We start from the raw sequence: 26295 nt of genomic DNA, 5'->3' as shown, positions 1-26295 counted from the left end.
GTATCACGCAGGTAGTCGGCCACCAGCGCCCCGCGGGAGGGGCCGGTCTGCCGGGCCAGCGGGTCGCGCACGTTGGTGACCACCGCCATGCGGCCGCCGGGCCCCACCCCGGCCCAGGTGCCGCCCGAACGCAGATCGCGCCCGGCCAGCAGCCCATGGTCGGGCGCCGGCCAGGCCGCCAGCGCGGCGGTGGGGCGGGCGTGGAACTCGTCGCGGTTGCCGGCCATCAGCAGTTGCCAGCGGGGGTGGGTTTTCCAGGCAAGGGCAAGCAGGCACATGGCCGGCATTGTGCCGGGTTTGCGCAAGGCAGGGCCAATGGCGACGGGCCTTGGCATGAATACGCGCCTATGTTTCACGCCCTCTACACAGGACTGAACTTCGCCCCAATCTCAAAAATTGAGACGAAACAGCAACTTGTGGATAAGCCTTGAACAAGTCTCTAAACATTGCTGCAAGCCCTTGATGTTCAAAGTGATTTCCCGCTCGCAAAGTTGTTGACAACCCAATCGGCACTGCTAAGGTGGGCAACAGAGGCAAAACCGGGTTTTTTGTGGTTTTTCGTGGTTCAATGTTTCATCCGGGCGAAGGAAAGGTGCACGCGTCGTGTTTCAGGGCGAGACGGCCATCACGGTTGACGATAAAGGACGCATGGCGGTTCCCACCGCGCATCGTGACCTTGTCGCGCGTGTGAGCAACAACCGCCTGGTCCTGACCTACAACCCCTTCGAGTCCGGCTGCCTGTGGCTGTATGCCGAAACCGAATGGGAGCGGGTCCGCGACGACGTCATGGCCAAACCCAACACACAGCGCGTCGTGCGTCTGCTGCAACAGAAGCTGGTCGGTTCGGCCGCGCATCTGGAGCTGGACGGCAACGGCCGCATCAGTATTCCTGCCAGCCACCGCGGTGCCGTTGGCATTGAAAAGAAGGCGGTTCTGCTCGGCATGGGCGACAAATTCGAATTGTGGAGCGAGCAGGCACATCGCGCGTTGATCCAGCAGACGTTGTCTGACGGGGATCTGGGCGATGGGTTGCTCGACCTGAAGTTGTGAGCCGGGGTGCCCGGATGCGCGGAGCAGCGCAGACCGGTCACCTTCCGGTGTCGCAGTCGCCGGCGGGGCACCTGCCGGTTCTGTACACACAGGTCCTGGACGGCCTGAGGGTGATCGAAAACGGTACGTATCTCGATGGCACGTTTGGTCGTGGCGGTCACGCCCGCGGCGTGCTCGAGCAACTCGGTCCCGGAGGCCGGCTGCTGGTCATGGACAAGGATCCCGAAGCGATTGCGGTAGCCGAGCGCGATTTCGCGCCGGACCCGCGCGTGTCGATCTTCCGGGGCAGCTTCGCCGACCTGCTGCACTGGGACGCCACCGCCGATGGCCTGGACGGGGTGTTGTTCGACCTGGGCGTGTCCTCGCCACAGCTGGACGTGGCCGAACGCGGTTTCAGCTTCGGCAAGGACGGCCCGCTGGACATGCGCATGGACCCGGACAGCGGCGAAAGCGCGGCGCAGTGGCTCAACCGTGTTGAAGAGCGCGAGCTGATGGACGTGCTGTGGACCTACGGCGAAGAGCGCCAGGGCCGCCGCATCGCCAAGGCCATCGTGGCCCGCCGCGACAAGCAACCCTTCACCCGTACCGCCGAGCTGGCGGAGTTGATCGCCTCGGTGATGCCGCGGGGCAAGGACAAGATCCACCCGGCCACGCGCAGCTTCCAGGCCATCCGCATCCACATCAACCGCGAACTGGCCGACCTCGAAGCCGGCCTGGACGCGGCGATGGCGCGCCTGAAGCCGGGCGGCCGGCTGGCGGTGATCAGCTTCCATTCGCTGGAAGACCGCATCGTCAAGCAGTTCATGAACCGCCACGCCAAGGCGCCGCCGAGCAACCGCCGGCTGCCCGAGCTGGCCGCGTTCATGCCCACCCTCGACCTGCATGGCGGCGCCATCAAGGCCGAGGACGACGAACTGGCGGTCAACCCGCGCTCGCGCAGCGCCGTGCTGCGCGTGGCCGAAAAGCGCGAGGTGGCCGGGTGAGTCGCCTGCTGCTCATCGTGCTGCTGGCCTGCACCATCGCCTCGGCGATCGGGGTGGTGTTCATGCGCCACCGCCACCGCCAGACCTTCATCGAACTGTCCAAGGCCGAGCGCGCGCGCGACGAGATCAACATTGAATTCGGCCGCCTGCAGCTGGAGCAGGCGACCCTGGCCGAGGCTACCCGGGTCGACCGTGTCGCCCGCGAGAAGCTCGGCATGAAGTTCCCGGAAGCGGCCGACGTGGTGGTGATCCGGCCATGAACAAGTCCGGTCGCAACCGCACCCGCAACAGTTTCAACCTGCGCCAGCGCCTGAAGTGGGTGGGTCTGGCGCTTGGGCTGTGCTCGGTGTCGCTGGTCGGCCGTGCCGCCTATGTGCAGATCATCAACAGCGATTTCTACCAGCGCCAGGGCGAGGCGCGGTACCTGCGCGAACTGCCGATCAACACCTCGCGCGGCATGATCACCGACCGCAACGGCGAGCCGGTGGCGGTGTCCACCCCGGTCGCCTCGATCTGGGTCAACCCGCAGGAACTGCTGCGCGCCCCGGACCGCATCCCCGAGCTGGCCACCGCGCTGGGCATGCCGCTGGACGAGCTGACCTCCAAGCTGTCGCAGAAGGCCGACAAGGAATTCATGTACCTGCGCCGCCGGATCAATCCGGACGACGCGGAAAAGGTGGTGGCGCTCAAGATCCCGGGCGTGGCCTCGCAGCGCGAGTTCCGCCGCTTCTACCCGCAGGGTGAGGCGATGGCGCACGTGCTGGGCTTCACCAACATCGACGACCGCGGCCAGGAAGGGCTGGAGCTGGCCTTCGACGAATGGCTGCGCGGCAAGGCCGGCGCCAAGCGGGTGATCCGCAACCGCAAGGGCGACACGGTGGAGAGCGACCTGCTGCGTGCCGCCGAGCCGGGCAAGGACCTCACCCTCAGCATCGACCGCCGCATCCAGTTCCTGGCCTTCAAGGAGCTGCGCAACGCGCTGATCGCCAACAAGGCGGCCGGCGGCTCGATGGTGATCATGGACGTGGCCACCGGCGAAGTGCTGGCCATGGTCAACCTGCCAACCTACAACCCCAATTCGGTCGGCGGCGCCGCCCCGGACACCCGCCGCAACCGCGCGGTGACCGACCTGGTCGAGCCCGGCTCGACCATGAAGCCGTTGACCATCGCCTCGGCGCTGCAGTCCGGGGTGGTCACCAAGGACACCACGGTGGACACCAACCCGGGCTACATGGCCGTGGGCCGGTTCACCATCAAGGACGTGCCGCGCAACAACGGCGTGCTCAACGTCACCGGCGTGATCACCCGCAGTTCGAACATCGGCGCCGCCAAGATCGCCGCCAAGATGCCCGACCAGGTGTTCTACGACCACGTCCACAGCTTCGGCTACGGCGTGTCCCCGCACAGCGGTTTTCCCGGTGAATCGGCCGGCGTGCTGCCGCGCCCGGCGCGCTGGAGCGGGTCGTCCAAGACCACCATGTCCTACGGCTACGGCCTGAATGTCACCCCGCTGCAGATCGCCACCGCCTACTCGGCGCTGGGCAACGGCGGCAAGTTGATCGCACCGACCTTCGTCAAGGGCCAGCGCAACGAAGGCAAGCAGATCATCGACGAGAACATCGCCAGGCAGGTGGTGGCGATGATGGAAACCGTGGTCACCCAGGGCGGCGCCAAGCAGGCCGCGGTGCTGGGCTACCACGTGGCCGGCAAGACCGGTACCGCACGCAAGGCCGGCCCCGGCGGCTACGAGCGCGGGCATTACAACGCGCTGTTCGCCGGCGTGGTGCCGGCCAGCAACCCGCGCTTTGCCACGGTGATCGTGATCAACGACCCGCAGGGCGGCAAGTACTACGGCGGCCTGGTATCCGCGCCGGTATTCCACAACGTGATGGAAGGCGCGCTGCGCCTGATGGACGTGCCCCCGGACGACATCGAGTCGTGGCTGGCGGCGCAGCAGTCCGGAAAGCTGGGGCATACCGCCTCGTCGTTGCCGGTGCCGCCGCCGGAAACGGTGATCGCCCCGGACGCCGCCGCCGAATTCGATGCCGCGCTGCCCAGCGCGCACGCCACGGTGCCGCCCGCGCAGGGAGGCACCCAATGAGCCAGACGATGTTGCTTTCGCAGTTGATCCCCGATGTGGCGCTCAGCCACGATCCGTCCATCACCGGCCTGGTGCTGGACAGCCGCGCCGTGCGCCCCGGCAATGCCTTCGTGGCGATCGCCGGCTTCGGCGCGCACGGGCTGGGTTTCGTCGACCAGGCGCTGGCCAACGGCGCCGGCGCGATCCTGTTCGAGCCGCCGGCACCGGCCGAGCTGCCGGCCCCGGCCGACGCCATTGCCGTGCCCGGCCTGCGCACGCGCATGGGCACGATGGCCGACCAGTTCCACGGCCATCCGTCGCGCGCGATGACCATGGTGGGCGTGACCGGCACCAACGGTAAAACCTCCACCGTGCAGCTGCTGGCCCAGGCCTGGCACCTGCTCGGCACCGCCAGTGGCAGTATCGGCACCTTGGGCGTGGGTCTGTATGGCCACGTGGTGCCGACCGGCTTCACCACGCCGCTGGTGCTGCAGATGCATGAAGTGCTCGCGCAGCTGCGCGACGACGGCGCCCGCGCGGTGGCGATGGAAGTCAGCTCGCACGCGCTGGACCAGGGCCGCGTGGATGCCGTGCACTACGACGTGGCGGTGTTCACCAACCTCACCCGCGACCATCTCGATTACCACGGCGACATGGCGCAGTACGGCGCGGCCAAGGCCAAGCTGTTCCACCGCGACGGCCTCAAGGCCGCCGTGGTGAACCTGGACGACAGTTTCGGCAGCGAACTGCTGCGCACCGTCGATGCCAGCGTGCGCCAGATCGGGCTCAGCTCGCGCGGCGCGCAGCAGGCCACGCTGCGCGCCGATTCGCTGAAGCTGGACGGCCGCGGCATCGCCTTCGACCTGGTGGTGGAGGGCGCGCGCCATCCGGTGCAGTCGCCGCTGCTGGGCCGCTTCAACGTGGACAACCTGCTGGCCGTGGCCGGCGCGCTGTATGCGCTGGACCATGCACCGGCCGCGATCGCCGCGCTGCTGTCGCAGCTGCAGCCGATCGCCGGTCGCATGAACCGGCTCGGCGGCGAGCACGGCCTGCCCACCGTGGTGGTCGACTACGCCCACACCCCCGACGCGCTGGAACAGGCGCTGGCCAGCCTGCACGACCACCTGGCCGGGCGCCTGGTCTGCGTGTTCGGCTGCGGCGGCGAGCGCGATACCGGCAAGCGGCCGCAGATGGCCGCCATCGCCGAGCGCGGTGCCAACGTGGTGATCGTCACCGACGACAACCCGCGCGGCGAAGACGGCGACGTGATCGTGGCCGACATCGTGGCCGGGCTGGCCAACCCCGCCGCCGCCATCGTGCAGCGCGACCGCGCCGCCGCCATCGCCACCGCGATCGGCCTGGCCGGTGCGGGCGACATCGTGCTGATTGCCGGCAAGGGCCACGAGCCCTACCAGGAAGTGCAGGGCGTCAAGCATGCCTTCGACGACACCGTGGTGGCCGCCGGCGTGCTGGCTTCGCTGCAGGAGGTCGCCCCATGAAGCGCACCCCGCTGTCGCTGATCGCGCATTGGGCCGGTGGCGAGATCCATGGCGACGACACCGCCATCGACGCCATCAGCAAGGACACCCGCACGCTTGCCCCGGGCAGCCTGTACGTGGCGCTGCGTGGCGACCGGTTCGACGGCCATGATTTCGCCGCCGATGCGGTCGCGCGCGGTGCTTCGGCCATGCTGGTCGAGCGCCTGCTGGACGTGGCGCTGCCGCAGATCCTGGTGGCCGACACCCAGCACGCGCTGGGCCGCATCGCCCATGGCATGCAGCGCGACCGCGCCGCCGGTGTGTTCGCCATCACCGGCAGCAACGGCAAGACCAGCGTCAAGACGCTGCTGCTGGCGATCCTGCAGCAGGTGGCACGCGAAGAACACAAGGTGGTGTACGCCAACCCGGGCAATCTCAACAACGAGATCGGCCTGCCGCTGGCGGTGCTGGACGCCCCCGAAGACGCCGATTTCGCCGTCTACGAGATGGGCGCCGGCAAGCCGGGCGACATTGCCTACCTGACCGACATCGTGCGCCCGCGCTACGCGCTGGTGAACAACATCGCGCCGGCCCACCTGGAACGGATGGGCAGCCTGCAGGGCGTGGCCACCACCAAGGGCGCGATCTACGCGGCGCTGCCGGCCGATGGCGTGGCGGTGATCAACGCCGACGACGCCTTCGGCATCTGGTTTGAACAGCACATCGGGGGCCAGCCGCCGCGTTGCCGCGTGCTGCGCTACGGCCTGGACCACAGCGCCGACGTGGGCGCGCTGGCGATCCGCCCCAGCGCCACCGGCAGCCAGTTCCTGCTCACCAGCCCGATCGGGACCGTGGAGATCGCGCTGGCCCTGCCGGGTCGCCACAACATCAGCAACGCACTGGCCGCCGCCTCGCTGGCGCTGGCCGCCGGTATCGGCCTGGACCAGATCGCGCAGGGCCTGGCCCGTGCCGAACCGGTGCCGGGCCGCCAGGTCGCGCACCAGCTGCCCAACGGCGCGGTGCTGATCGACGACAGCTACAACGCCAATCCCGGCTCGCTGGCTGCGGCGATCGACGCGCTGGCCGGCGGCAAGGACGAAGGCTGGCTGGTGCTGGGCGACATGCGCGAACTCGGTCCGGACGGGCAGGCGCTGCATGCCCAGGCCGGGCGCCGCGCCCGCGATGCGGGCCTCAAGCGCCTGTACACGCTGGGGCCGCTGAGTGCCGCCGCGTCGAGCGCCTTTGGCGACGGCGGCCGGCACTTCCAGGACCACGACACGCTGGCCGCCGCGCTTGCCTCTGAACTGCATGCTGGCGTGCGCTGCCTGGTCAAGGGCTCGCGCGGCAGCGCCATGGACAAAATTGTGAAAGCGCTGCTGGCGCGAGGAGAGGAAACCCCCCATGTTGCTTGAACTGGCCCGATGGTTGCAGCAATTGGAGAGCCTGTTCGGGCTGTTCGGCTATCTGACGCTGCGCGGCATTCTTGCCGCGCTGACCGCGCTGTTCCTGTCGCTGTGGCTGGGCCCGGCGATGATCCGCAAGCTGGCCCAGTTCAAGGGCGGCCAGCCGATCCGCAAGGACGGTCCGCAGACCCACTTCTCCAAGGCCGGCACGCCGACCATGGGCGGCTCGCTGATCCTGCTCACCATCACCCTGTCGGTGCTGTTGTGGGCCGACCTGCGCAACCGCTACGTGTGGGTGGTGCTGGCGGTGATGCTGTGCTTCGGCGCCATCGGCTGGTACGACGACTGGATCAAGATCGTGCGGCGCGACCCGAACGGCCTGAAGTCGCGCTGGAAGTACCTGCTGCAGTCGATCTTCGGCCTGGCCGCCGGCCTGTTCCTGTTCTACACCGCCGACGTGCCCGCCGCGCTGACCTTCTACATCCCGATGTTCAAGTCGGTGGCGCTGCCGCTGGCCGGCATCAGCTTCGTGGCCATCGCCTACTTCTGGATCGTCGGCTTCTCCAACGCCGTCAACCTGACCGACGGCCTGGACGGCCTGGCAATCATGCCGACCGTGCTGGTGGCCTGCGCGCTGGGCGTGTTCGCCTATGCCTCGGGCAACGTGGTGTTCTCCAACTACCTGCAGATCCCGCAGATTCCCGGGGCCGGTGAACTGGTCATCATCTGCGCGGCCATTGCCGGTGCCGGCCTGGGCTTCCTGTGGTTCAACACCTACCCGGCCATGGTGTTCATGGGCGACATCGGCGCGCTGGCGCTGGGTGCGGTGCTGGGCACCATCGCGGTGATCACCCGCCAGGAGCTGGTGCTGGTGATCATGGGCGGCGTGTTCGTGATCGAAACCCTGTCGGTGATGATCCAGGTCGCTTCGTTCAAGCTGACCGGCAAGCGCGTGTTCAAGATGGCGCCCATCCACCACCACTTCGAGTTGAAGGGGTGGCCCGAGCCGCGCGTGATCGTGCGCTTCTGGATCATCTCGGTGGTGCTGGTGCTGATCGGCCTGGCCACGTTGAAGGTCCGCTGATGAACGACCTGTCGCGCCAGGCAACCCGCCTTGAAGCCATCGGAGGCCACTTCGACAAGTGGCTGCTGGGCGCGATCATCGCGCTCACCGGGCTGGGCGTGGTGATGGTCGCGTCGAGCTCGATCGCGTTGATGAGCAGCCCGTTCTACTACCTCAACCGTCACCTGATCTTCCTGGCCATCGGCATCGTGCTGGCCGGCATCGCGATGCGTACCGAGCTCAAGAGCATCGAGCAGTACAACCAGGTGCTGCTGCTGGGCTGCTTCGCGCTGCTGGTGGTGGTGTTCGTGCCGGGCCTGGGCAGCAGCGTCAACGGCGCCCGGCGCTGGATCAACCTGGGCATCTCCAAGTTCCAGACCGTCGAAGCGGTCAAGGTGCTCTACATCGTGTGGCTGTCCAGCTACCTGGTGCGCTTCCGCGACGAGGTCAACGCCACCTGGCCGGCGATGCTCAAGCCGCTCGGTGTGGCCGGCGCGCTGGTGGTCCTGCTGCTGCTGCAGCCCGACTTCGGGTCGTCCACGCTGCTGCTGGCCATCACCGCCGGCATGCTGGTGCTGGGCGGGGTCAACATGCCGCGCATGTCCATGCCGGTGATCATCGGCATGGTGGGCATGAGCGCGCTGGCGATCATCGAACCCTACCGCATGCGCCGCATCACCTCCTTCCTGGACCCGTGGGCCGACCAGCAGGGCGACGGCTACCAGCTGTCCAACGCGCTGATGGCCGTCGGCCGTGGCGAGTGGACCGGCGTGGGCCTGGGCAATTCGGTGCAGAAGCTGTACTACCTGCCCGAAGCGCATACCGACTTCATTTTCTCGGTTACCGCCGAGGAACTGGGGTTCATCGGCACCTGCCTGATCATCGCGCTGTACGCGCTGCTGGTGGGCCGCACCTTCTGGCTGGGCATGCGCTGCGTGGAAATGAAGCGCCACTTCTCCGGCTACATCGCCTTCGGCATCGGCCTGTGGATCAGCATGCAGAGCTTCGTCTCGATCGGCGTCAACCTGGGCATCCTGCCGACCAAGGGCCTGACCCTGCCGCTGATTTCCTCCGGCGGGTCCAGCGTGCTGATGACCTGCGTGGCGATGGGGCTGCTGCTGCGCGTGTCCTACGAACTGGATCGCGCCGAGCGCCGCCAGGCGGTGCGCATGGGCGCGGCCGAAGGCGACGAACCGATGGACGCCGAGCCGGGCAGGGGCGCCAGTGCTTCGTCCGTGGCCGCCGCCCTGCAGGACGGCAAGGCCCATGACGGCAGCCCGCGCGACGGCCTGCCGCGTGACAGTGCCTCGCGGGGCACCAGCCGCATGCAGCAGCGCATCGAACCGACCCTGGGGAGGATGGGATGAACACCCCCTCTTCGTCTCCCGTGCGCCCGGTGATGATCATGGCCGGCGGTACCGGTGGGCACATCTTCCCCGGCCTGGCCGTGGCCAGGGTGCTGCGTGCGCGCGGCATTCCGGTGACCTGGCTGGGCAGCGACGGTGGCATGGAAACGCGCCTGGTGCCGCAGCACGACATCCACATCGACACGCTGGCCATCAGCGGCCTGCGCGGCAAGGGCAAGCTGGCCCTGCTCGGCGCGCCGGGCCGTCTGCTGCGCGCGGTGCGCGCGGCGGGCTTCCTGATCCGCGACCGCCAGCCGCGTGCGGTGGTGTCCTTTGGTGGCTTCGCGTCCGGCCCCGGTGGCCTGGCCGCGCGCCTGCACGGGCTGCCGCTGCTGGTGCACGAACAGAACCGCGCGCCGGGCCTGACCAACCGCGTGCTGTCGCGTTTCGCGCGCCGCGTGCTGACCGGCTTCCCGGGCAGCTTCGCCGAGCGCGAAGAGGCCGTGGGCAACCCGGTGCGCGCCGAGATCGCCGCGATCACGCCGCCCGACCTGCGCCTGGCCAACCGCGAGGGGCCGCTGCGCCTGCTCGTGCTCGGCGGCAGCCAGGGCGCGCGCGTGCTCAACAACGCCGTGCCCAAGGCGCTGGCCGCCCTGGGCAGCCACGTCGCCATCGACGTGCGCCACCAGAGCGGCGAGAAGCTGTACACCGAAGCTGTCACCGCGTACCAGGACGCCGGTGTCACCGCGCGCGTGGACGCGTTCATTGCCGACATGGCCGAGGCATTCGCCTGGGCCGACCTGGTGGTGTGCCGTGCCGGCGCCTCGACCCTGGCCGAGCTGTGCGCGGTCGGCGTGGGCAGCGTGCTGGTGCCGTTCGCCGCCGCCGTGGATGACCACCAGACCCGCAATGCGGAATACCTGGTCGACCGTGGCGCGGCCGTGTTGCTGAAGCAGGATGAAACGCTGGCCACGCACCTTGAAGGCGTGCTGCGCGATTTGTCCGAAAATTCCGCCCGTCGCATGCAGATGGCAAACGCCGCGCGTGCCCTGGCCAAGGTCGATGCCGCAGAGCGCATCGCCGACATCATCCTCGAGGAATCCAAATGAAGACCGCCCCGTGCCATCGCGCCTGCCCGACGCGAGGTCGCGCATGATCCGTCGCCTGCACGACACCAACGACCTGGTGCGCGCCTTCCCGCGCGTGCACTTCGTCGGCATCGGCGGCACCGGCATGAGCGGCATCGCCGAAGTGATGCTGACCCTGGGCTATGAAGTGTCCGGGTCGGACAACGCCGACAACACCGCCACCCGCCGCCTGGCCAGCCTGGGCGCGCGCGTGATGCGCGGCCATTCGGCGGCCAACGTGCTGGGTACCGATTGCGTGGTGGTGTCCAGCGCGATCCGCGACGACAACCCCGAGCTGATGGAAGCGCGCAGCCAGCGCATTCCGATCATGCCGCGCGCGGCGATGCTGGCCGAGCTGATGCGTTTCCGCCGCGGCATCGCCGTGGCCGGCACCCACGGCAAGACCACCACCACCAGCCTGACCGCGGCGGTGCTGAGCGAAGGCGGGCTGGACCCGACCTTCGTGATCGGTGGCCAGCTGCTGGCCGCCGGTGCGAACGCCAAGCTCGGCAGCGGCCAGTGGCTGGTGGCCGAAGCCGACGAAAGCGATGGCAGCTTCCTGCGCCTGAACCCGCTGGTGTCGGTGATCACCAACATCGACGCGGACCACCTGGAGAACTACGGCAACGATTTCGCCCGGGTCCAGGCCGCCTTCGCCGAATTCCTGCAGCGCCTGCCGTTCTACGGCCTCGCGGTGCTGTGCATCGATGACCCGGAAGTCGCCGCGCTGGCCGCGCAGACCCCGCGTCACGTGATGAGCTACGGCATGAGCAGCAACGCCGACGTGCGCGCCGAGGACGTGGTCCAGGACGGCCCGCGCATGCGCTTCACCCTGCGCCTGCCCGAAGGCAGCAGCTACCCGGTCACGCTGGCCCTGTCGGGTGCGCACAACGTGCTCAACGCGCTGGCCGCCGCCGCCGTGGGCTGGCAGCTGGGCGTCGCCCCGGACGCCATCGCCCGCGCGCTGGAAAGCTTTGCCGGCATCGGCCGCCGCTTCAACGACCTGGGCATCGTCACCACCCACAGCGGTGCCCGCGTGCGCCTGATCGACGACTACGGTCACCACCCGCGCGAGCTGGCCGCCGTGTTCGCCGCCGCCCGCGGCGGCTGGCCGGACCAGCGCCTGGTGGTGGCCTTCCAGCCGCACCGCTACAGCCGTACCCGTGACCAGTTCGATGCCTTCGCCGCAGTGCTGTCCGAAGTGGATGCGCTGGTGCTGAGCGAGGTCTACCCGGCCGGCGAAGCGCCGATCCCGGGCGCCGACTCGCGTTCGCTGGCGCGCGCCATCCGTGCGCGCGGCCGCAGCGAGCCGGTCGTGGTCGGCCATACCGCCGAGCTGTCGCACGTGCTGCCCGACGTGCTGCAGGACGGCGACCTGCTGTTGATGATGGGCGCCGGCGACATCGGCCACGTGGCCCAGCTGATCGCCACCGAAGGCTTCACGGAGACCCCGGCCGCATGAACCCGATCTTCTTCCCGTCGCTGCGCGTCACCGACCCGGCCGTGTTCGGCCGCGTCGCGGTGCTGCTTGGCGGCACCTCCAGCGAACGCGAGGTGTCGCTGGATTCGGGCCGCAACGTGATCGCCGCGCTGCGCGCGCGCGGTGTCGACGCGGTGGCCGTGGACGGCATCCCGGCGCTGGCGCTGGCGCTGGTGGAAAAGCGCTTCGACCGCGTGTTCAACATCCTGCACGGCCACAACGGCGGCGGTGAGGACGGCATCGTGCAGGGGCTGATGGACGCCTTCGGCGTGCCGTACACCGGCTCCAGCGTGCTCGGCTCGGCGCTGAGCATGGACAAGATCCGCACCAAGCAGGTGTGGTTGTCGCTGGGCCTGCCCACGCCGCGCTACGTGAAGCTGGTGGAAGGCGTGGAAGTGCACGCCGCCGCCGCCGAACTGGGCCTGCCGGTGGTGGTCAAGCCGGCCAACGAAGGCTCCAGCGTGGGCATCAGCCGGGTCAGCGATGATGCCGGCCTGGACGACGCCGTGGCCCTGGCCGCGCGCTACGACGGCCAGCTGCTGATGGAACAGATGGTGGTGGGCGACGAGCTCACCGTGGCGATCCTGGGTGACCAGGCGCTGCCGTCGATCCGCATCGTGCCCAAGGGCCAGTGGTACGACTACAACGCCAAGTACATCGCCGAGGACACCCAGTACCTGTGCCCCGGCCTGGACGGCGATGACGAAGCCGAGATCCGCCGCATCGCGCTGGCCGCCTTCGAGGCCGCCGGCTGCCGCGGCTGGGGCCGGGTGGACGTGATGCGCGACCGCGACAGCGGCCGCTTCTACCTGTTGGAAGTGAATACCGCACCGGGCATGACCAGCCACTCGCTGGTACCCAAGGCCGCCGCGCAGGCCGGCATCGGCTTCGAGGAACTGGTCTGGCGCGTGCTGGAACAGACCCTGCCGGCCAACCTGCAGGACCTGGACAGGGAGCGTGCCCACGCATGAACGCGGTGCTGCGCATCTTCGTCTGGTTGCTGGCCCTGTCGGTCGTAGCACTGCCCGTGGTGGCGGTGCTCAACGGCTGGGTCGGTGCCGAACGCTGGCCGTTGGCCAAGCTGCGCGTGCACGCCGAGTTCAAGCGGGTGCCGGCCGAACAGCTGCAGCAGGTCGTGCTGCCGTACGCCAAGGCCGGGTTCTTCGCGGTCAAGCTGCAGGACGCGCAGGACGCCATCGAGCAGATGCCGTGGGTGGAAAGCGCGCAGGTGCGCAAGCAGTGGCCCGACGTGCTGGAAGTCAGCCTGGTCGAGCACAAGCCGTTCGCGCGCTGGGGCAACGACCGCCTGCTGTCCGAGCAGGGCAAGCTGTTTGCCACGCCCAAGAAGCTGCAGGACCTGGCACTTCCCGACCTGGATGGCCCGGACAGCCAGACCGAAGAAGTGGTGGCGCTCTACAACGATGCCCGGGCGCTGTTCGCGCCGGCCGGGGTGGACGTCAAGCGGGTCAGCATGGACGCGCGTGGCAGCTGGTCGCTGCTGCTCAGCAATGGCACCGAAGTGGTGGTGGGCCGCGACGACGCACGCTCGCGCCTGCAACGCTTCGTACGCGTGCTGCCGCAGCTGAGCAACCAGGCCGCGCCGATCGAACGCGCCGACCTCCGATATACCAATGGTTTCACGCTGAGCTGGGGTACCCCGGCCGCAACCGCGCCAAAGCCGGCGCAGGACAGGACATGAATCGCAAGGGTGACAAATCACTGATCGTTGGCCTGGATATCGGCACCTCCAAGGTGGTGGCGCTGGTCGGCGAGTATTCGCCGGGCAACCCGATCGAGGTCATCGGCATCGGCTCGCACGAATCGCGCGGGCTCAAGCGCGGCGTGGTGGTGGACATCGAATCCACCGTGCAGTCGATCCAGCGTGCGGTGGAAGAGGCCGAGCTGATGGCCGGCTGCGAGATCCGCTCGGTGTATGCCTCGATCTCGGGCAACCACGTGCAGTGCAAGAATTCCCCCGGCATCGTGCCGATCCGCGACGGCGAAGTGACCTGGGGCGACCTGGACCGGGTGCTCGACGCGGCCAAGGCGGTGGCGATCCCGGCCGACCAGAAGATCCTGCACGCCATTCCGCGCGAGTACGTGCTGGACGATTCGCAGGAAGGAATCCGCAACCCGGTCGGCATGACCGGCGTGCGCCTGGAGGTGCATGCGCACCTGGTGGTGTGCGCGCAGTCGGCCGCGGCCAACATCAGCAAGTGCGTGCAGCGCTGCGGCCTGCAGGTGGACGACCTGGTGCTGTCCTCGCTGGCCTCCAGCGTGGCCGTGCTCACCGCCGACGAGCGCGAGCTGGGCGTGGTGCTGGTCGACATGGGCGCCGGCACCACCGACCTGGCCGTGTTCGTGCAGGGCGCGATCTGCCACACCGCCTCGCTGCCGATCGCCGGCGACCACGTCACCAACGACATCGCGCACATGCTGCGCACGCCCACCCCGGAAGCGGAGCAGATCAAGGTGCGCTACGCCTGCGCGCTGGCCCAGCTGGCCACCGCCGAGGAAAGCATCCAGGTGCCCAGCGTCGGCGATCGTCCGCCGCGCCGGATGCCGCGCCACGCGCTGGCCCAGGCGGTGCAGGGCCGTTACGAGGAAATTTTCGAGATGGTGCAGGCCGAACTGCGCCGCTCCGGCTTCGAGGAACTGGTGCGCGCCGGCATGGTGCTCACCGGCGGTGCCTCGAAGATGGAAGGCGTGGTCGAACTGGCCGAGGAAATGCTGCAGATGCCGGTACGCGTGGGCATTCCGCAGCACGTCACCGGCCTGGGCGAAGTGGTGGGCAATCCGGTGCACGCCACCGGTGTTGGCCTGCTGCTGATGGGCAGCCAGATCGAACACCCGCGCCGTCCGTCGCTGCCCACCGGGCGCGCGGGCAGCATGTTCAAAAAGCTCAAGACCTGGTTCCGCGGCGAATTCTGACGCGGCGCTCGTAGAGCCGGGCTCTGCCCGGCTGCACCCCCGGCACCACTGCAACCCAACGCACCACCGCAACACGCAGCACCGGCAACACACAACCCACACAGCCGCAACGGCAACATGACGCGCGAAAGGCAGGAGGCCTGACCGCCCATGCCACCGAAAGCGGATACAACGAGGACACGGACATGGCGCATTTCGAACTGATTGAAAAGATGGCACCCAATGCGGTGATCAAGGTGATCGGCGTGGGCGGCGGCGGCGGTAACGCCGTGGCGCACATGGTCAGCACCAGTGTGGACGGCGTGGAATTCATCACCGCCAACACCGACTCGCAGGCCATCAAGAATTGCGGTGCCAAGCTGCAGCTGCAGCTGGGTACCAACGTCACCAAGGGCCTGGGCGCAGGCGCGAACCCGGAAGTCGGCCGCCAGGCCGCGCTGGAAGATCGTGAGCGCATCATGGACGCGCTGCAGGGTGCGGACATGGTGTTCATCACCGCCGGCATGGGCGGCGGCACCGGCACCGGCGCCGCACCGGTGGTGGCACAGCTGGCCAAGGAGATGGGCATCCTGACCGTCGCCGTGGTCACCAAGCCGTTCCCGTTCGAAGGCCGTCGCCGCATGCAGGTGGCGCTGAAGGGCATCGAGGAACTGAGCCAGCATTGCGACTCGCTGATCACCATTCCGAACGAAAAGCTGATCACCGTGCTGGGCCGCAACGCCACCATGATCCAGGCCTTCCGTGCCGCCAACGACGTCCTCCAGGGCGCCGTGCAGGGCATCGCCGACCTGATCGTGCGTCCGGGCCTGATCAACGTCGACTTCGCCGACGTGCGCACCGTCATGTCCGAAATGGGCCTGGCGATGATGGGCACCGGCACCGCCCGCGGCGATGACCGCGCCCAGGCTGCTGCCGAAGCGGCCATCCAGAACCCGCTGCTGGACGATGTGAACCTGGCCGGTGCCAACGGCATCCTGGTCAACATCACCGCCGGCGCCGACTTCACCATGGCCGAGTTCGACGAGATCGGCCGCACCATCGATGGCTTCGCGTCCGAAGATGCCACCGTGGTGGTCGGTACCGTGCTGGATCCGGACATGCAGGACGAAGTCCGCGTGACCGTGGTGGCCACCGGCCTGAACCGCGTCGTGGCCTCCAAGACCCAGCGTCCGGGCGAGCGCGCGCCGATCAAGCTGGTCCGCAACGCCACCACCGGCCAGCCGGAGTTCGGCGAGTTCGACACCGGCGGCGATGCGGTCTCCAAGGCCGTCGGCGGGATGGGCATGGGCATGGGCCTGCGTCGTCCGAGCGCCGATACCCCGGCGTCGTCGGCCCCGTCGTCGTCCGGCCCGGCGGCTGCTGAACTGCCCAACGATTACCTGGACATCCCGGCGTTCCTGCGCCGCCAGGCGGACTGAGGATTGCATGCCGGGGTCTTGTCCTCCCCGGTAAGCGCCTCCATGTCCCTTGCTGCCGGGCCCGGAGTGGCCCGGCAGTCTGCCGCCCGTCTTTCGGTTCAGAAAGGGGTGGTGGTACTGCGTGTTATTCTTGTTTGTCACCGCCGCGCTGACTGCGCGCTCTCCCGGTCCTGCTCCCCATGATTCCGCAACGCACCCTCAAGAACACGATCCGCGCCACCGGCGTTGGCCTGCACAGCGGTGACAAGGTCTACATGACCCTGCGCCCGGCCCCGGTCAACCATGGCATCGTGTTCCGTCGGGTCGATCTGGAGCCGGTGGTGGAAGTGCCCGCGCGCGCGGACCTGGTCACCGAAGTCACCCTGTGCACCGGGCTGACCTACCACGAGGCCAAGATCCAGACCGTCGAACACCTGATGTCGGCCCTGGCCGGCCTGGGCGTGGACAACATCATCGTGGAGCTGTCCTCGGCCGAACTGCCGATCATGGACGGGTCCTCCGGGCCATTCGTGTTCCTGCTGCAATCGGCGGGCATCGCCGAGCAGGATGCCCCCAAGCGTTTCATCCGCATTCTCAAGACGGTGGAAGTGACCGAAGGCGACAAGGTCGCCCGCTTCGAGCCCTACGAGGGCTACAAGCTCGGTTTCACCATCCAGTTCGATCACCCGATGATCCCGGCCAAGCAGTCGCGCGCCGAGATCGAGTTCTCCACGGCCGCCTACACCAAGGAAATCTCCCGCGCGCGTACCTTCGGGTTCATGCGTGACCTGGAGTACATGCGCGAGCGCAACCTGGGCCTGGGCGGTTCGATGGACAATGCCATCGTGCTCGACGAATTCCGCGTGCTCAACGACGACGGCCTGCGCTACGCCGACGAGTTCGTGCGCCACAAGATCCTCGACGCCATCGGCGACCTGTATCTGGCCGGCGGCCAGGTGCTGGGCGCCTATGAAGGCTTCAAGTCCGGGCATGCGCTCAACAACAAGCTGGTGCGCGCGCTGATGGCCGACGCCACGGCCTGGGAGTGGGTGAGCTACGACGCCGCTGCTGCTACGGCGCCGGTGGTGTATGGGGCGCCGGCGTACGCCTGAGGTGGCCACCCGTTTGAAGTAAGCCACCCATGGGGTGGCTCTACCGCCATTGACGGGGTATCGCATTGATTTTTTTGGAAAACAAACGGCGCCTTGGGCGCCGTTTTGCGTTTTCGGGGTCTTTGCGGGGTGATCTTGACGTCAATGAACCGTGGACGTGCACAGGTCACGGAATTGTGAACCTGATCGAGGTTCTTGCTGAATTTAACGCAATTTTAATAAAAGACTAACGACTGGGCGACGTTCCACGGCTACGATGCTGGCCGGTTCCCTGACAAGTTCACGTGCTCGTGACGCGTCGGGGAAGGGGACGGATGCCCCGATGCCTTCAGGACTTGGTGAAATCCATGTCCTTCAGGCAGGCCAACGCGTCGCGTAGCCCTTTGTGCGTGGCGGCTGAAACTGCGTGGGGGCCATTCCTGTTGTCGATCGCTGGGGAGCGTGGAGGAGGGGCAGCCGCAGTTTTGACGGTCACCTTGGTGACCTTCAGCCCGATGGACCGGGCCGCGTCGATCAACTGTGCTTCGGCAAGCCTCAGCTTGGCGTGCCACACAGGGGAGTCGACGAGAAAAACGAGGTGCTCGCCGTTTACATTCGCCAGCCGGCAACGGGTGGCCAGTGCAGGCGGTAAATGGGGGCGCAATTGACGGTCCAGTGCGTCCAGCCACAAGGCTCGGCGCAGCGGGTTACCGGCTTTGTCCGCCATCACCGCATCCAGCGCCGGCTTCGGCGTGGATGGGGATCGCGCACTGGATTTCGGCTCAGACATGAAAACTCACTGATGGCATTCAAAAAGATCGTAATCAAAACGCGTGAAGGAAAGGCCAAGACGCCCCTGGCGCGTTTGCGTTTCTACTTCGAAGATTCCCCCCGGGCCCTGCTGGGCAGCGTGCTGGGGGTGGGCTGCCTGATCGGCTTCGGTGCCGGCATCGGCGGCAGCATGTTCAATGATTCCCGGCTCCACGCCAAGGTCGCCCAGCAGGAACGCGAGCTGGCGCAGGCCCAGAAAGACGCCCAGACCCAGGTGAACGCGCTGGCAGCGCGGATGGGTGAACTGCAGGCGCAGGCCACCCGTCTCAACGCCCTGGGCGAACGCCTGACCCAGATGGGCAAGCTGGAAGACGGCGAATTCGACTTCAACGAGACCCCCGGCCTCGGTGAAGGCGAGCCCGGCCCGACCCAGGACATCCCGGTCAGCGCGGTCAACGCCGACTTACAGGTGCTGGAGCAGCGCTTCGCTGCTTCAGGCCGCCAGCTGTCGGTGATGGAGTCGCTGATGTTCGACCACCAGCTCGAACAGAACGCGGTGCCCGGCCGCATGCCGATCCGCAACACCTACATCACCTCCAACTTCGGCACCCGCAGCGATCCGTTCGGTCGCGGTGCGGCTACCCACAAGGGCATGGACTTCCACGCCAAGGTCGGTGACCCGGTGATGTCGGTGGCCGACGGCGTGGTCAGCTTCGCCGGCGTGAAGGGCGGGTACGGCAACGTGGTCGACGTGGACCACGGCAACGGCTATGTCACCCGCTACGCGCACAACTCGCGCCTGGTGGTGAAGCCGGGCGACCTGGTGCGGGCCGGCCAGGAAGTGGCCAAGGCCGGCTCCACCGGCCGTTCCACCGGTGCCCACGTGCACTTCGAGGTGTGGGAGCGTGGCCAGGTGGTCAACCCGCGCAAGTTCCTCGGTGACGGCGGCAATACCCCGGTCGGGCGCGTTTCGCGCGGCTGATCCCGTCTGGTAGTGCCGGCCGCTGGCCGGCACGCCTGCGAGGTGACCGAATGCGGTTTCCGGCCAGCGGCCGGCACTGGCTCCACGGGGTTGAAACCCCTGACGGCCGACCCAAGCTACAATGGGTATTGCCATAGACAGGGCGCAGTGCGCCCTGTTTCGTTTGCGGCCGACGCATCCCCCGGGGAGGGCGTGGCCGTTGGGGCGTCTCATTCCAACCGGTTCCTTCAATGATCAACAGCCTGCTTACCCGCGTCTTCGGCAGTCGTAATGAACGACAGCTGCGCCAGCTCAACCGCATCGTCGCCAAGGTCAATGCGTTGGAGCCGGAAATCGAAAAGCTCTCCGACGAGCAGCTCAAGGCCAAGACCCCGGAGTTCAAGCAGCGCATTGCTGACGGTGAAGCCCTGGACAAGGTGCTCCCGGAAGCGTTCGCGGTCTGCCGCGAAGCCAGCCGCCGCGTGCTGGGCATGCGCCACTACGACGTCCAGCTGATCGGCGGCATGGTGCTGCACCTGGGCAAGATCGCCGAAATGCGCACCGGTGAAGGCAAGACCCTGGTCGCCACGCTGCCGGTGTACCTGAACGCCCTGGAAGGCAAGGGCGTCCACGTGGTCACCGTGAACGACTACCTGGCCCGCCGCGACTCGGCGCAGATGGGCAAGCTGTACAACTGGCTGGGCCTGAGCGTGGGCGTGGTCTACCCGGGCATGCCGCACGGTGACAAGCGCGAGGCCTATGCCAGCGACATCACCTACGGCACCAACAACGAATTCGGTTTCGACTACCTGCGCGACAACATGGCGCTGTCGCGCGCGGACCGCTACCAGCGCGGCCTGCACTACGCCATCGTCGACGAAGTCGACTCGATCCTGATCGACGAAGCGCGTACCCCGCTGATCATCTCCGGCCCGGCCGACGACTCCCCGGAGCTGTACATCCGCGTCAACCGCGTGGTCCCGGGCCTGATCAAGCAGGACGCCGAAGACGGCGAAGGCGATTTCTGGGTCGACGAGAAGGGCAAGCAGGTGCACCTGTCCGAAGCGGGCATGGAGCACGCCGAGGCGCTGCTGGTGGAAGCGGGCATCCTCAATGCCGAAACCGAAGGCCTGTACGCCGCGCAGAACCTGACCGTGGTGCATCACCTCAATGCCGCCCTGCGCGCGCATGCCATCTACCAGCGCGACGTGGATTACATCGTGCGCGACGGTGAAGTGGTGATCGTCGACGAATTCACCGGCCGCACCCTGGCCGGCCGTCGCTGGTCCGATGGCCTGCACCAGGCGGTGGAAGCGAAGGAAGGCGTGCCGGTCCAGCGCGAGAACCAGACGCTGGCCAGCATCACCTTCCAGAACCTGTTCCGCATGTACAAGAAGCTGTCCGGCATGACCGGTACGGCCGATACGGAAGCCTACGAATTCCAGAGCATCTACAACCTGGAAGTGGTGGTGATCCCGACCAACCGCCCGACCATCCGCAAGGACGGTTCGGACCAGGTGTTCCTCAACCGCACCGGCAAGTTCAACGCGGTGCTGGCCGACATCCAGGAATGCAACAAGCGCGGCCAGCCGGTGCTGGTGGGTACCACGTCGATCGAAACCTCGGAGATGCTGTCCGAGCACCTGCGCAAGGCCGGCGTGCACCACGAAGTGCTCAACGCCAAGCAGCATGACCGCGAAGCGACCATCATCGCCAACGCCGGCATGCCCGGTGCGGTGACCATCGCCACCAACATGGCCGGTCGCGGTACCGACATCGTGCTCGGCGGGTCGCTGGAAGCGCAGCTGCACGAGCTGGGCGAAGAGGCCACCGACGAACAGCGCGCCCAGGTCAAGGCCGAATGGCAGAAGCGCCATGACGCGGTCAAGGCGGCCGGCGGCCTGCACATCGTCGGCACCGAACGCCACGAATCGCGCCGTATCGACAACCAGCTGCGCGGTCGTTCCGGCCGCCAGGGTGACCCGGGTTCGTCCCGCTTCTACCTGTCGCTGGAAGACAACCTGATGCGCATCTTCGCCTCGGACTGGGTCCAGAAGGCGATGCGCATGATGGGCATGAAGGAAGACGACGTCATCGAAGACCGTCTGGTCAGCCGCCAGATCGAAAAGGCGCAGCGCAAGGTGGAAGCGCACAACTTCGACATCCGCAAGAACCTGCTCGACTTCGACGACGTCAACAACGACCAGCGCAAGGTGATCTACGCCCAGCGCGACGAGCTGCTGGACGCCGAGTCGGTGAAGGACAACGTGGACGGCATCCGCGGCGACGTGATCTACGACATCGTGGCCCGTTTCGTGCCGCCGAACTCGATCGACGAGCAGTGGGACCTGCCGGGCCTGGAAGCCACCCTGGCCGCCGACCTGGGCGTGCAGATGGACGTGGTGGGGCTGGTCAAGCAGCACGAAGAACTGGATGCCGAAGCCATCGCCGAGAAGGTGCAGGCGCGCATTGACGCGCACTTCGCCGAGAAGGAAACCGGCGTGGGCGAAGACACCATGCGCGCGCTGGAAAAGCACGTGATGCTGACCGTGCTCGACCAGAGCTGGAAGGAGCACCTGGCACGCATGGATTACCTGCGCCAGGGCATCTACCTGCGCGGTTACGCGCAGAAGCAGCCCAAGCAGGAATACAAGAAGGAAGCCTTCGAGCTGTTCTCGGAAATGCTCGAGAACGTCAAGCGCGAAGTGGTGACCCTGCTGGCGCGCGTGCGCATCCGCAGCGAAGAAGAAGTGGAAGCGCTGGAGCAGGCCGAACGCCAGCAGGCGCAGGCGCGCCTGATGCAGTCGCAGTTCCAGCACCAGGACGCCGGCGGCTACAGCGCCGACGAAGAGGCTGCGCAGGTGGAAGCGGCGCAGAACGGCGTGGCCCAGGTGGGCCGTGACGAGCCCAAGGTGGGCCGCAACGACCCGTGTCCCTGCGGCAGTGGCAAGAAGTACAAGCACTGCCACGGTCAGTTGACCTGACCCCAGGACGCCCCGCCAAGTGCGGGGCGTCTGCTATCCGGGGGTAGAGCCACGCCATGCGTGGCTGCACCCCGGCCCGGCACCGGCCGATGCTTTTCGGGATTGCGCCAGCACCGCGCTATTGGGCATGCTCCCTCCATGCCATCCCCCAAACGATCGATCCACGTCGTGGCCGGCGTCATCACCGACGCCCGCGGCCGCATCCTGCTCAACCGCCGTACCGAAGACCGCGACATGGGCGGCCTCTGGGAGTTTCCCGGCGGCAAGCGCGAGCCCGGCGAAAGCTCCGAGCAGGCGCTGGTGCGCGAACTGCGCGAGGAGCTGGGGATCGAGGCCGAGGTGGGCGAGTGGATCATGGACGTACCGCAGATCTACCCCGACAAGCGGCTGCGCCTGGAAGTCCGCCGGATCAGCAGCTGGAAGGGCAGCCCCCGCGGGCGTGAGGGCCAGGCCATCACCTGGGTGGCCCCGGACAAGTTGTCGCGCTATTCGATGCCGCCGGCCGACCTGCCGGTGGTGGCCGCGCTGCGCCAGCCCGACCGCTACCTGATCACCCCCGAACCCGAGGCCGACCACGCCCAGGCCCACCACGACTGGCACCAGCGCCTGGCCCAGGCACTGGCCGCAGGGGTCAGCCGGATCCAGTTGCGCACCCCTGCCAGCCCGGCGCGGGTGGCGCTGGCCGAGCAGGCCATCAGCGCGCACCGTGGCCGCGTGCAGTGGCTGCTCAACCGCGACATCGTGCTGGCCCAGCGGCTGGGCGTGGGCGTGCACCTGGGCAGCGAACAGCTGCTGCAGCTGGACGCCCGCCCGCTGCCGGCCGACCAGCTGGTGGCCGCCTCCTGTCACGACCTGGAGCAGCTGCAGGCCGCGCAACGGCTGGGCTGCGACTTCGCCGTACTCGGCCCGGTCCAGCCCAGCGCCAGCCATCCCGGCGGCACGCCGCTGGGCTGGGAAGCCTTCGAAGCCCTGCGCGAGCAGGTATCGCTGCCGCTGTATGCGCTGGGTGGCCTGCACCCGGACGACATCGAACAGGCCCGCCGCCACGGCGCCCAGGGCATCGCCGCGATCCGCGCGCTCTGGCCAACCTGATCCCGTGCTGCCAGGCTCTGCCCGGCAATTCACCCCACCGGGCCGCTATGCCTGGCCAGTCCCTCCGCCGGGCAGAGCCCGGCGCTACAGGGTGATCCAGAAACACCCGTACTGCCGCCGCAGCCCGAACACCGTGCGCACCGGCGTCGCCGTGCTGCCCAGCGTCTGCTCCAGGCGCAACCCTACCGGGCGCGGCCGGCGCGGCGCCACCTCTGCCACCGGCTGTCCATCGCTGCCCAGTACCGGTGCAGCGTCGGTCGTTACCACCGCCCCGTCTTCGCTGGTCGGATACACCGGCGCGATATCCACCAGCGGCCGCTGCACCACCGATTCCAGCCGCCCGATGATCTGGTTGGCGGTGGCGTTGGAGACGTTGTTCCACAGGTAGATGGACGACAACCGGTTCACGTCCTGCTGGCTTACCGCATCGCGGATCTGCCCGGTCAGTTCGCTGAGCCGACGCGCGCAACCGGCGCGGTAGATGCCGGTGTTGCCCACGGTGGGCGTGCGTGCCGGCATCCGCTCGGTGGCGCCCAGCGCATCGCAGCGGCGGTCGGTGAAGACGGTCTGGCCCTGCGCGTTGGTGCAGCGGTTCACGCGCTGCGCCTGCGCCGACACCGGGGCAGGCAGGCACAACGCGCACAGCAACAGCGGCAGAAGCAGTTTCATCGCAGCAGCGTAGCCGCGCCGGCGTTATCTGCAAGCGATTTACGCAGGGATCAGCCCTTGAGCAGCTTCAAGACCTGGGTGGTCGGCTTGGCCAGGTTGAGGGTGTAGAAATGCAGCCCCGGCGCGCCGCCGGCCACCAGCCGTTCGCACAGCCCGGCAACCACTTCCGCACCGAATGCGCGCACCGATTCGGCATCGTCGCCGTAGGCCTGCATCTTCTTGCCGATCCAGCGCGGAATCTCCGCGCCGCACTGCTCGGAGAAGCGGCGCAGCTGGCTGAAGTTGGAGATCGGCATGATGCCCGGCACGATCGGCACGGTCACCCCGAGCGCGCGCACTGCATCGACGAAATGGAAGTACGCATCGGCATTGAAGAAGTACTGGGTGATCGCGGCGTCCGCGCCGGCGTCGATCTTGGTCTTGAAGTGCTTCAGGTCCAGCAGCGCGTCGTTGGCCTGCGGGTGCGTTTCCGGGTAGGCGCCCACTTCGATGCGGAACGCATCGCCGTGCTCGGCCCGGATGAAGCTGATCAGCTCGGACGCATAGCGCAGGTCGCCGGGGTGGCCCATGCCCGAGGGCAGGTCGCCGCGCAGGGCGACGATGCGACGGCACCCGATGGCGCGGTACAGCTTGAGCAGTTCGCGGATTTCCTCGCGGCTGCCGCCCACGCAGGACAGGTGCGGTGCCGCGTCGAACCCGTGGTGCTGCTTGAGATGGCGCACGGTTTCGGAGGTGTAGCTGAGGGTCGAACCGCCGGCCCCGAACGTACACGACACATACTCCGGCGCGAACGCTTTCAGCTTGGCTGCCGTGCGATCAAGCTGGGCGCGCTGGTCATCGGTCTTGGGCGGGTAGAACTCGAAGCTGATGGCGGTCATGGGCGGCGGCGGCAGCGGGTGTGCGGACATCATATCGCTTCATCGCGATGAATGTAAAAGAGTGCTGTCCCGGCCTGCACGCGCTGTCGATTACAGTGCCTGTCCAGAGAGGGCGGAGTGAAGATGGACATCCTGATCACCGGCGGTACGGGTTTCATCGGCCGCCTGCTGTGCGAACGGCTGCTGCAACAGGGGCACCGGGTGACCGTGCTGACCCGCACGCCCGGCCGCACCCCGCCGCCGGGCGTGCAGTACGTGGGGCAGCTGGACGACGTGGGACCGGTGCAGGCGGTGGTCAACCTGGCCGGTGAGCCGCTGACCGAGGGGCGCTGGACCGAGGCCCGCAAGCAGGCCTTCCACGCGTCCCGGATCGGCAGCACGCGCGCGCTGCTGGCCTGGATGCAGACCTTGCCAGCACCGCCGCAGGTGCTGGTGTCCGGTTCGGCGATTGGCTACTACGGGCCGGGTGATGCCACCCCGTTGGACGAGGCCGCCTCGCCCGGGCATGACTTCGCCGCGATGCTGTGCCGGCAGTGGGAGGCCGAGGCCTTCAAGGCGGACGCGCTGGGCGTCCGCACCTGCGTGGTGCGCACCGGCATCGTGCTCGATCGCGACGGCGGTGCGCTGGCGCGGATGCTGCCGCCGTTCCGGCTGGGCCTGGGCGGGCCGATGGGCGATGGCGACCAATGGATGAGCTGGATCCATCGTGAGGATCTGGTGGGATTGATCCTGTGGCTGCTGACCCATGACACCGCCCGCGGCGCGTACAACGGCACCGCACCGGGTACTGTCACCAACCGGGGGTTCGCCACCGCGCTGGGCGAGGTCCTGCATCGTCCCGCGCGGCTGACCACACCGGCCTTCGCGCTCAAGCTGGCGTTCGGGGAAATGGCCGGGCTGCTGCTTACCGGGCAGAACGTGGTGCCTGCGCGGGCGCTGGAGGGCGGCTACCGGTTCCAGTATCCAACGTTGGACGGGGCGCTGGAGGCGATCCTGCGCTGACCGCGTGCACGTGCGCCGGACCGGCACTGCGCGCTCGGTTCAGGCGCGCACCGGCGGGGCCACCCCGCGCAGGCCCGCGCAGACGCCGGTGGCGCTGCGCTCGATCCGCAGGCGCAGCCCATGGTGGTCACACAGCCGGCGCATGATCTCCAGCCCAAGCCCGCTGCCCGGGCTGTGTTCGCCCTTGTCGAACGGGCGCGGCTGCGGCCACTGCTGCAACGTTGCACCACCGTCCGAACTGTTGAGCACCTGCAACTCGCCGTGTTCCATGTGGATGCGCACGCGGCCGCGGTGGGTGTGGGCGAACGCATTGCCGACCAGGTTGGCCAGCACCATGCGCAGCGGCGCTTCGGGTGCCAGCAGGGTGGCATCGTCGGCCAGCGCCAGCTCAACCTCCACCGCGCGTGTCTCCAGCAACGGCGCCTGCTCGACAATGATGCGCTCCAGCAGCGGCACCAGCTTCACCGGCGCGGAGGGCTGCGTGTCGCTGTCCTCGCGCGCCAGGGCGA

The 26295-nt window shown here is 67.9% G+C and carries 23 protein-coding genes and 1 pseudogene; 19 read left to right on the top strand and 5 right to left on the bottom strand.

The genetic code is table 11. The features are described 5' to 3' along the window. The coding region (locus DBR34_RS23400; RefSeq protein ID WP_258223997.1) for an NRDE family protein at positions 1 to 278 on the bottom strand (278 nt) is incomplete at its 3' end. Between the two features lie 325 nt (positions 279 to 603). Here DBR34_RS23400 and DBR34_RS15900 point away from each other — a divergent pair. The 15 genes and pseudogenes from DBR34_RS15900 (at position 604) to lpxC (ending at position 17450) form a co-directional block, all read left to right on the top strand. Continuing rightward, positions 604 to 1050, top strand: coding sequence for a division/cell wall cluster transcriptional repressor MraZ (locus DBR34_RS15900; protein WP_038690512.1), 447 nt, complete (start codon positions 604 to 606; stop codon positions 1048 to 1050). A gap of 14 nt (positions 1051 to 1064) precedes the next feature. Next, a complete protein-coding gene (rsmH, locus tag DBR34_RS15895; RefSeq protein ID WP_128097516.1) occupies positions 1065 to 2033 on the top strand; it encodes a 16S rRNA (cytosine(1402)-N(4))-methyltransferase RsmH in 969 nt (322 codons plus the stop codon). After that, positions 2030 to 2293, top strand: coding sequence for a cell division protein FtsL (gene ftsL / locus DBR34_RS15890; protein ID WP_128097515.1), 264 nt, complete (start codon positions 2030 to 2032; stop codon positions 2291 to 2293). The genes rsmH and ftsL overlap by 4 nt, the downstream gene beginning before the upstream one ends. Continuing rightward, on the top strand, positions 2290 to 4134 hold the full coding sequence (locus DBR34_RS15885; protein WP_128097514.1) for a penicillin-binding transpeptidase domain-containing protein: 1845 nt from the start codon (positions 2290 to 2292) through the stop codon (positions 4132 to 4134). The genes ftsL and DBR34_RS15885 overlap by 4 nt, the downstream gene beginning before the upstream one ends. After that, positions 4131 to 5612: a UDP-N-acetylmuramoyl-L-alanyl-D-glutamate--2,6-diaminopimelate ligase gene (locus DBR34_RS15880; RefSeq protein WP_128097513.1), complete on the top strand. Its 1482-nt coding sequence runs from the start codon at positions 4131 to 4133 to the stop codon at positions 5610 to 5612. The genes DBR34_RS15885 and DBR34_RS15880 overlap by 4 nt, the downstream gene beginning before the upstream one ends. Continuing rightward, a complete protein-coding gene (murF, locus tag DBR34_RS15875) occupies positions 5609 to 7003 on the top strand; it encodes a UDP-N-acetylmuramoyl-tripeptide--D-alanyl-D-alanine ligase (protein ID WP_128097512.1) in 1395 nt (464 codons plus the stop codon). The genes DBR34_RS15880 and murF overlap by 4 nt, the downstream gene beginning before the upstream one ends. Continuing rightward, on the top strand, positions 6993 to 8078 hold the full coding sequence (gene mraY / locus DBR34_RS15870; RefSeq protein ID WP_128097511.1) for a phospho-N-acetylmuramoyl-pentapeptide-transferase: 1086 nt from the start codon (positions 6993 to 6995) through the stop codon (positions 8076 to 8078). Before murF ends, mraY begins: the two co-directional genes overlap by 11 nt. Further along, entirely contained in the window at positions 8078 to 9424 is a 1347-nt protein-coding gene (gene ftsW / locus DBR34_RS15865) for a putative lipid II flippase FtsW (protein ID WP_128097510.1), read from the top strand. Before mraY ends, ftsW begins: the two co-directional genes overlap by 1 nt. Continuing rightward, complete coding sequence (murG, locus tag DBR34_RS15860) at positions 9421 to 10512, top strand: undecaprenyldiphospho-muramoylpentapeptide beta-N-acetylglucosaminyltransferase (RefSeq protein ID WP_128097509.1); 1092 nt, start codon at positions 9421 to 9423, stop codon at positions 10510 to 10512. Before ftsW ends, murG begins: the two co-directional genes overlap by 4 nt. 43 nt (positions 10513 to 10555) lie before the next feature. Beyond that, positions 10556 to 11992, top strand: a complete 1437-nt coding sequence (gene murC, locus DBR34_RS15855) for a UDP-N-acetylmuramate--L-alanine ligase (RefSeq protein ID WP_128097508.1) — start codon at positions 10556 to 10558, stop codon at positions 11990 to 11992. Continuing rightward, the gene (locus DBR34_RS15850) at positions 11989 to 12981 is read left to right on the top strand and encodes a D-alanine--D-alanine ligase (protein ID WP_128097507.1); all 993 of its coding nucleotides are present in this window, start codon (positions 11989 to 11991) and stop codon (positions 12979 to 12981) included. Before murC ends, DBR34_RS15850 begins: the two co-directional genes overlap by 4 nt. Further along, positions 12978 to 13652: pseudogene (locus tag DBR34_RS15845) on the top strand (cell division protein FtsQ/DivIB); the annotation flags it as partial. The gene DBR34_RS15850 and the pseudogene DBR34_RS15845, both read left to right, overlap by 4 nt. Positions 13653 to 13705: 53 nt before the next feature. After that, positions 13706 to 14941 carry a cell division protein FtsA gene (ftsA, locus tag DBR34_RS15840; protein WP_017355446.1) on the top strand — a complete coding sequence of 412 codons (1236 nt, stop codon included), beginning with the start codon at positions 13706 to 13708 and terminating at the stop codon, positions 14939 to 14941. Between the two features lie 185 nt (positions 14942 to 15126). Further along, the gene (gene ftsZ / locus DBR34_RS15835; RefSeq protein WP_038690500.1) at positions 15127 to 16359 is read left to right on the top strand and encodes a cell division protein FtsZ; all 1233 of its coding nucleotides are present in this window, start codon (positions 15127 to 15129) and stop codon (positions 16357 to 16359) included. 179 nt (positions 16360 to 16538) lie between these two features. Further along, positions 16539 to 17450 carry a UDP-3-O-acyl-N-acetylglucosamine deacetylase gene (gene lpxC / locus DBR34_RS15830; protein ID WP_128097505.1) on the top strand — a complete coding sequence of 304 codons (912 nt, stop codon included), beginning with the start codon at positions 16539 to 16541 and terminating at the stop codon, positions 17448 to 17450. Between the two features lie 328 nt (positions 17451 to 17778). On the opposite strand, the gene DBR34_RS15825 is transcribed toward lpxC, so the two are convergent. Further along, entirely contained in the window at positions 17779 to 18219 is a 441-nt protein-coding gene (locus DBR34_RS15825; protein ID WP_038690498.1) for a DUF721 domain-containing protein, read from the bottom strand. Between the two features lie 12 nt (positions 18220 to 18231). Here DBR34_RS15825 and DBR34_RS15820 point away from each other — a divergent pair, with 12 nt between their 5' ends. The 3 genes from DBR34_RS15820 to DBR34_RS15810 all read left to right on the top strand — a co-directional run bounded on the left by DBR34_RS15820 (position 18232) and on the right by DBR34_RS15810 (position 23237). Next, positions 18232 to 19182 (top strand): M23 family metallopeptidase, encoded by a 951-nt coding sequence (locus DBR34_RS15820; protein WP_038690496.1) that lies wholly within the window; start codon positions 18232 to 18234, stop codon positions 19180 to 19182. A gap of 230 nt (positions 19183 to 19412) precedes the next feature. Then, positions 19413 to 22145 (top strand): preprotein translocase subunit SecA, encoded by a 2733-nt coding sequence (secA, locus tag DBR34_RS15815; RefSeq protein ID WP_128097504.1) that lies wholly within the window; start codon positions 19413 to 19415, stop codon positions 22143 to 22145. Between the two features lie 138 nt (positions 22146 to 22283). Then, the gene (locus DBR34_RS15810) at positions 22284 to 23237 is read left to right on the top strand and encodes a Nudix family hydrolase (RefSeq protein WP_128097503.1); all 954 of its coding nucleotides are present in this window, start codon (positions 22284 to 22286) and stop codon (positions 23235 to 23237) included. A gap of 84 nt (positions 23238 to 23321) precedes the next feature. On the opposite strand, the gene DBR34_RS15805 is transcribed toward DBR34_RS15810, so the two are convergent. Both DBR34_RS15805 and metF read right to left on the bottom strand, forming a co-directional pair. Next, positions 23322 to 23906 carry a DUF4124 domain-containing protein gene (locus tag DBR34_RS15805; RefSeq protein ID WP_128097502.1) on the bottom strand — a complete coding sequence of 195 codons (585 nt, stop codon included), beginning with the start codon at positions 23904 to 23906 and terminating at the stop codon, positions 23322 to 23324. 50 nt (positions 23907 to 23956) lie between these two features. Beyond that, positions 23957 to 24784: a methylenetetrahydrofolate reductase [NAD(P)H] gene (metF, locus tag DBR34_RS15800; RefSeq protein ID WP_128097527.1), complete on the bottom strand. Its 828-nt coding sequence runs from the start codon at positions 24782 to 24784 to the stop codon at positions 23957 to 23959. A 123-nt stretch (positions 24785 to 24907) separates the two neighbouring features. Between metF and DBR34_RS15795 the strand changes: the two genes are divergently transcribed. Beyond that, positions 24908 to 25786, top strand: a complete 879-nt coding sequence (locus tag DBR34_RS15795; protein WP_128097501.1) for a TIGR01777 family oxidoreductase — start codon at positions 24908 to 24910, stop codon at positions 25784 to 25786. Between the two features lie 39 nt (positions 25787 to 25825). On the opposite strand, the gene DBR34_RS15790 is transcribed toward DBR34_RS15795, so the two are convergent. Beyond that, positions 25826 to 26295, bottom strand: a 470-nt coding sequence (locus DBR34_RS15790) for an ATP-binding protein (RefSeq protein ID WP_146186862.1), incomplete at its 5' end; no start/stop codon positions are given.

The sequence above is a fragment of the Stenotrophomonas sp. HMWF003 genome, from assembly GCF_003061285.1.
Taxonomy (GTDB): Bacteria; Pseudomonadota; Gammaproteobacteria; order Xanthomonadales; family Xanthomonadaceae; genus Stenotrophomonas; species Stenotrophomonas maltophilia_AP.
This window is presented reverse-complemented; position numbering and strand designations above follow the sequence as displayed.

What these genes read in the sequence shown, in the direction of transcription:
- rsmH (WP_128097516.1), top strand. Translation starts at nt 1,065, where the DNA reads ATGCGCGGAGCAGCGCAGACCGGTCACCTTCCGGTGTCGCAGTCGCCG.
- DBR34_RS15885 (WP_128097514.1), top strand. Translation starts at nt 2,290, where the DNA reads ATGAACAAGTCCGGTCGCAACCGCACCCGCAACAGTTTCAACCTGCGC.
- DBR34_RS15880 (WP_128097513.1), top strand. Translation starts at nt 4,131, where the DNA reads ATGAGCCAGACGATGTTGCTTTCGCAGTTGATCCCCGATGTGGCGCTC.
- murF (WP_128097512.1), top strand. Translation starts at nt 5,609, where the DNA reads ATGAAGCGCACCCCGCTGTCGCTGATCGCGCATTGGGCCGGTGGCGAG.
- mraY (WP_128097511.1), top strand. Translation starts at nt 6,993, where the DNA reads ATGTTGCTTGAACTGGCCCGATGGTTGCAGCAATTGGAGAGCCTGTTC.
- ftsW (WP_128097510.1), top strand. Translation starts at nt 8,078, where the DNA reads ATGAACGACCTGTCGCGCCAGGCAACCCGCCTTGAAGCCATCGGAGGC.
- murG (WP_128097509.1), top strand. Translation starts at nt 9,421, where the DNA reads ATGAACACCCCCTCTTCGTCTCCCGTGCGCCCGGTGATGATCATGGCC.
- murC (WP_128097508.1), top strand. Translation starts at nt 10,556, where the DNA reads ATGATCCGTCGCCTGCACGACACCAACGACCTGGTGCGCGCCTTCCCG.
- DBR34_RS15850 (WP_128097507.1), top strand. Translation starts at nt 11,989, where the DNA reads ATGAACCCGATCTTCTTCCCGTCGCTGCGCGTCACCGACCCGGCCGTG.
- ftsA (WP_017355446.1), top strand. Translation starts at nt 13,706, where the DNA reads ATGAATCGCAAGGGTGACAAATCACTGATCGTTGGCCTGGATATCGGC.
- ftsZ (WP_038690500.1), top strand. Translation starts at nt 15,127, where the DNA reads ATGGCGCATTTCGAACTGATTGAAAAGATGGCACCCAATGCGGTGATC.
- lpxC (WP_128097505.1), top strand. Translation starts at nt 16,539, where the DNA reads ATGATTCCGCAACGCACCCTCAAGAACACGATCCGCGCCACCGGCGTT.
- DBR34_RS15825 (WP_038690498.1), bottom strand. Translation starts at nt 18,219, where the DNA reads ATGTCTGAGCCGAAATCCAGTGCGCGATCCCCATCCACGCCGAAGCCG.
- DBR34_RS15820 (WP_038690496.1), top strand. Translation starts at nt 18,232, where the DNA reads ATGGCATTCAAAAAGATCGTAATCAAAACGCGTGAAGGAAAGGCCAAG.
- secA (WP_128097504.1), top strand. Translation starts at nt 19,413, where the DNA reads ATGATCAACAGCCTGCTTACCCGCGTCTTCGGCAGTCGTAATGAACGA.
- DBR34_RS15810 (WP_128097503.1), top strand. Translation starts at nt 22,284, where the DNA reads ATGCCATCCCCCAAACGATCGATCCACGTCGTGGCCGGCGTCATCACC.
- DBR34_RS15805 (WP_128097502.1), bottom strand. Translation starts at nt 23,906, where the DNA reads ATGAAACTGCTTCTGCCGCTGTTGCTGTGCGCGTTGTGCCTGCCTGCC.
- metF (WP_128097527.1), bottom strand. Translation starts at nt 24,784, where the DNA reads ATGACCGCCATCAGCTTCGAGTTCTACCCGCCCAAGACCGATGACCAG.
- DBR34_RS15795 (WP_128097501.1), top strand. Translation starts at nt 24,908, where the DNA reads ATGGACATCCTGATCACCGGCGGTACGGGTTTCATCGGCCGCCTGCTG.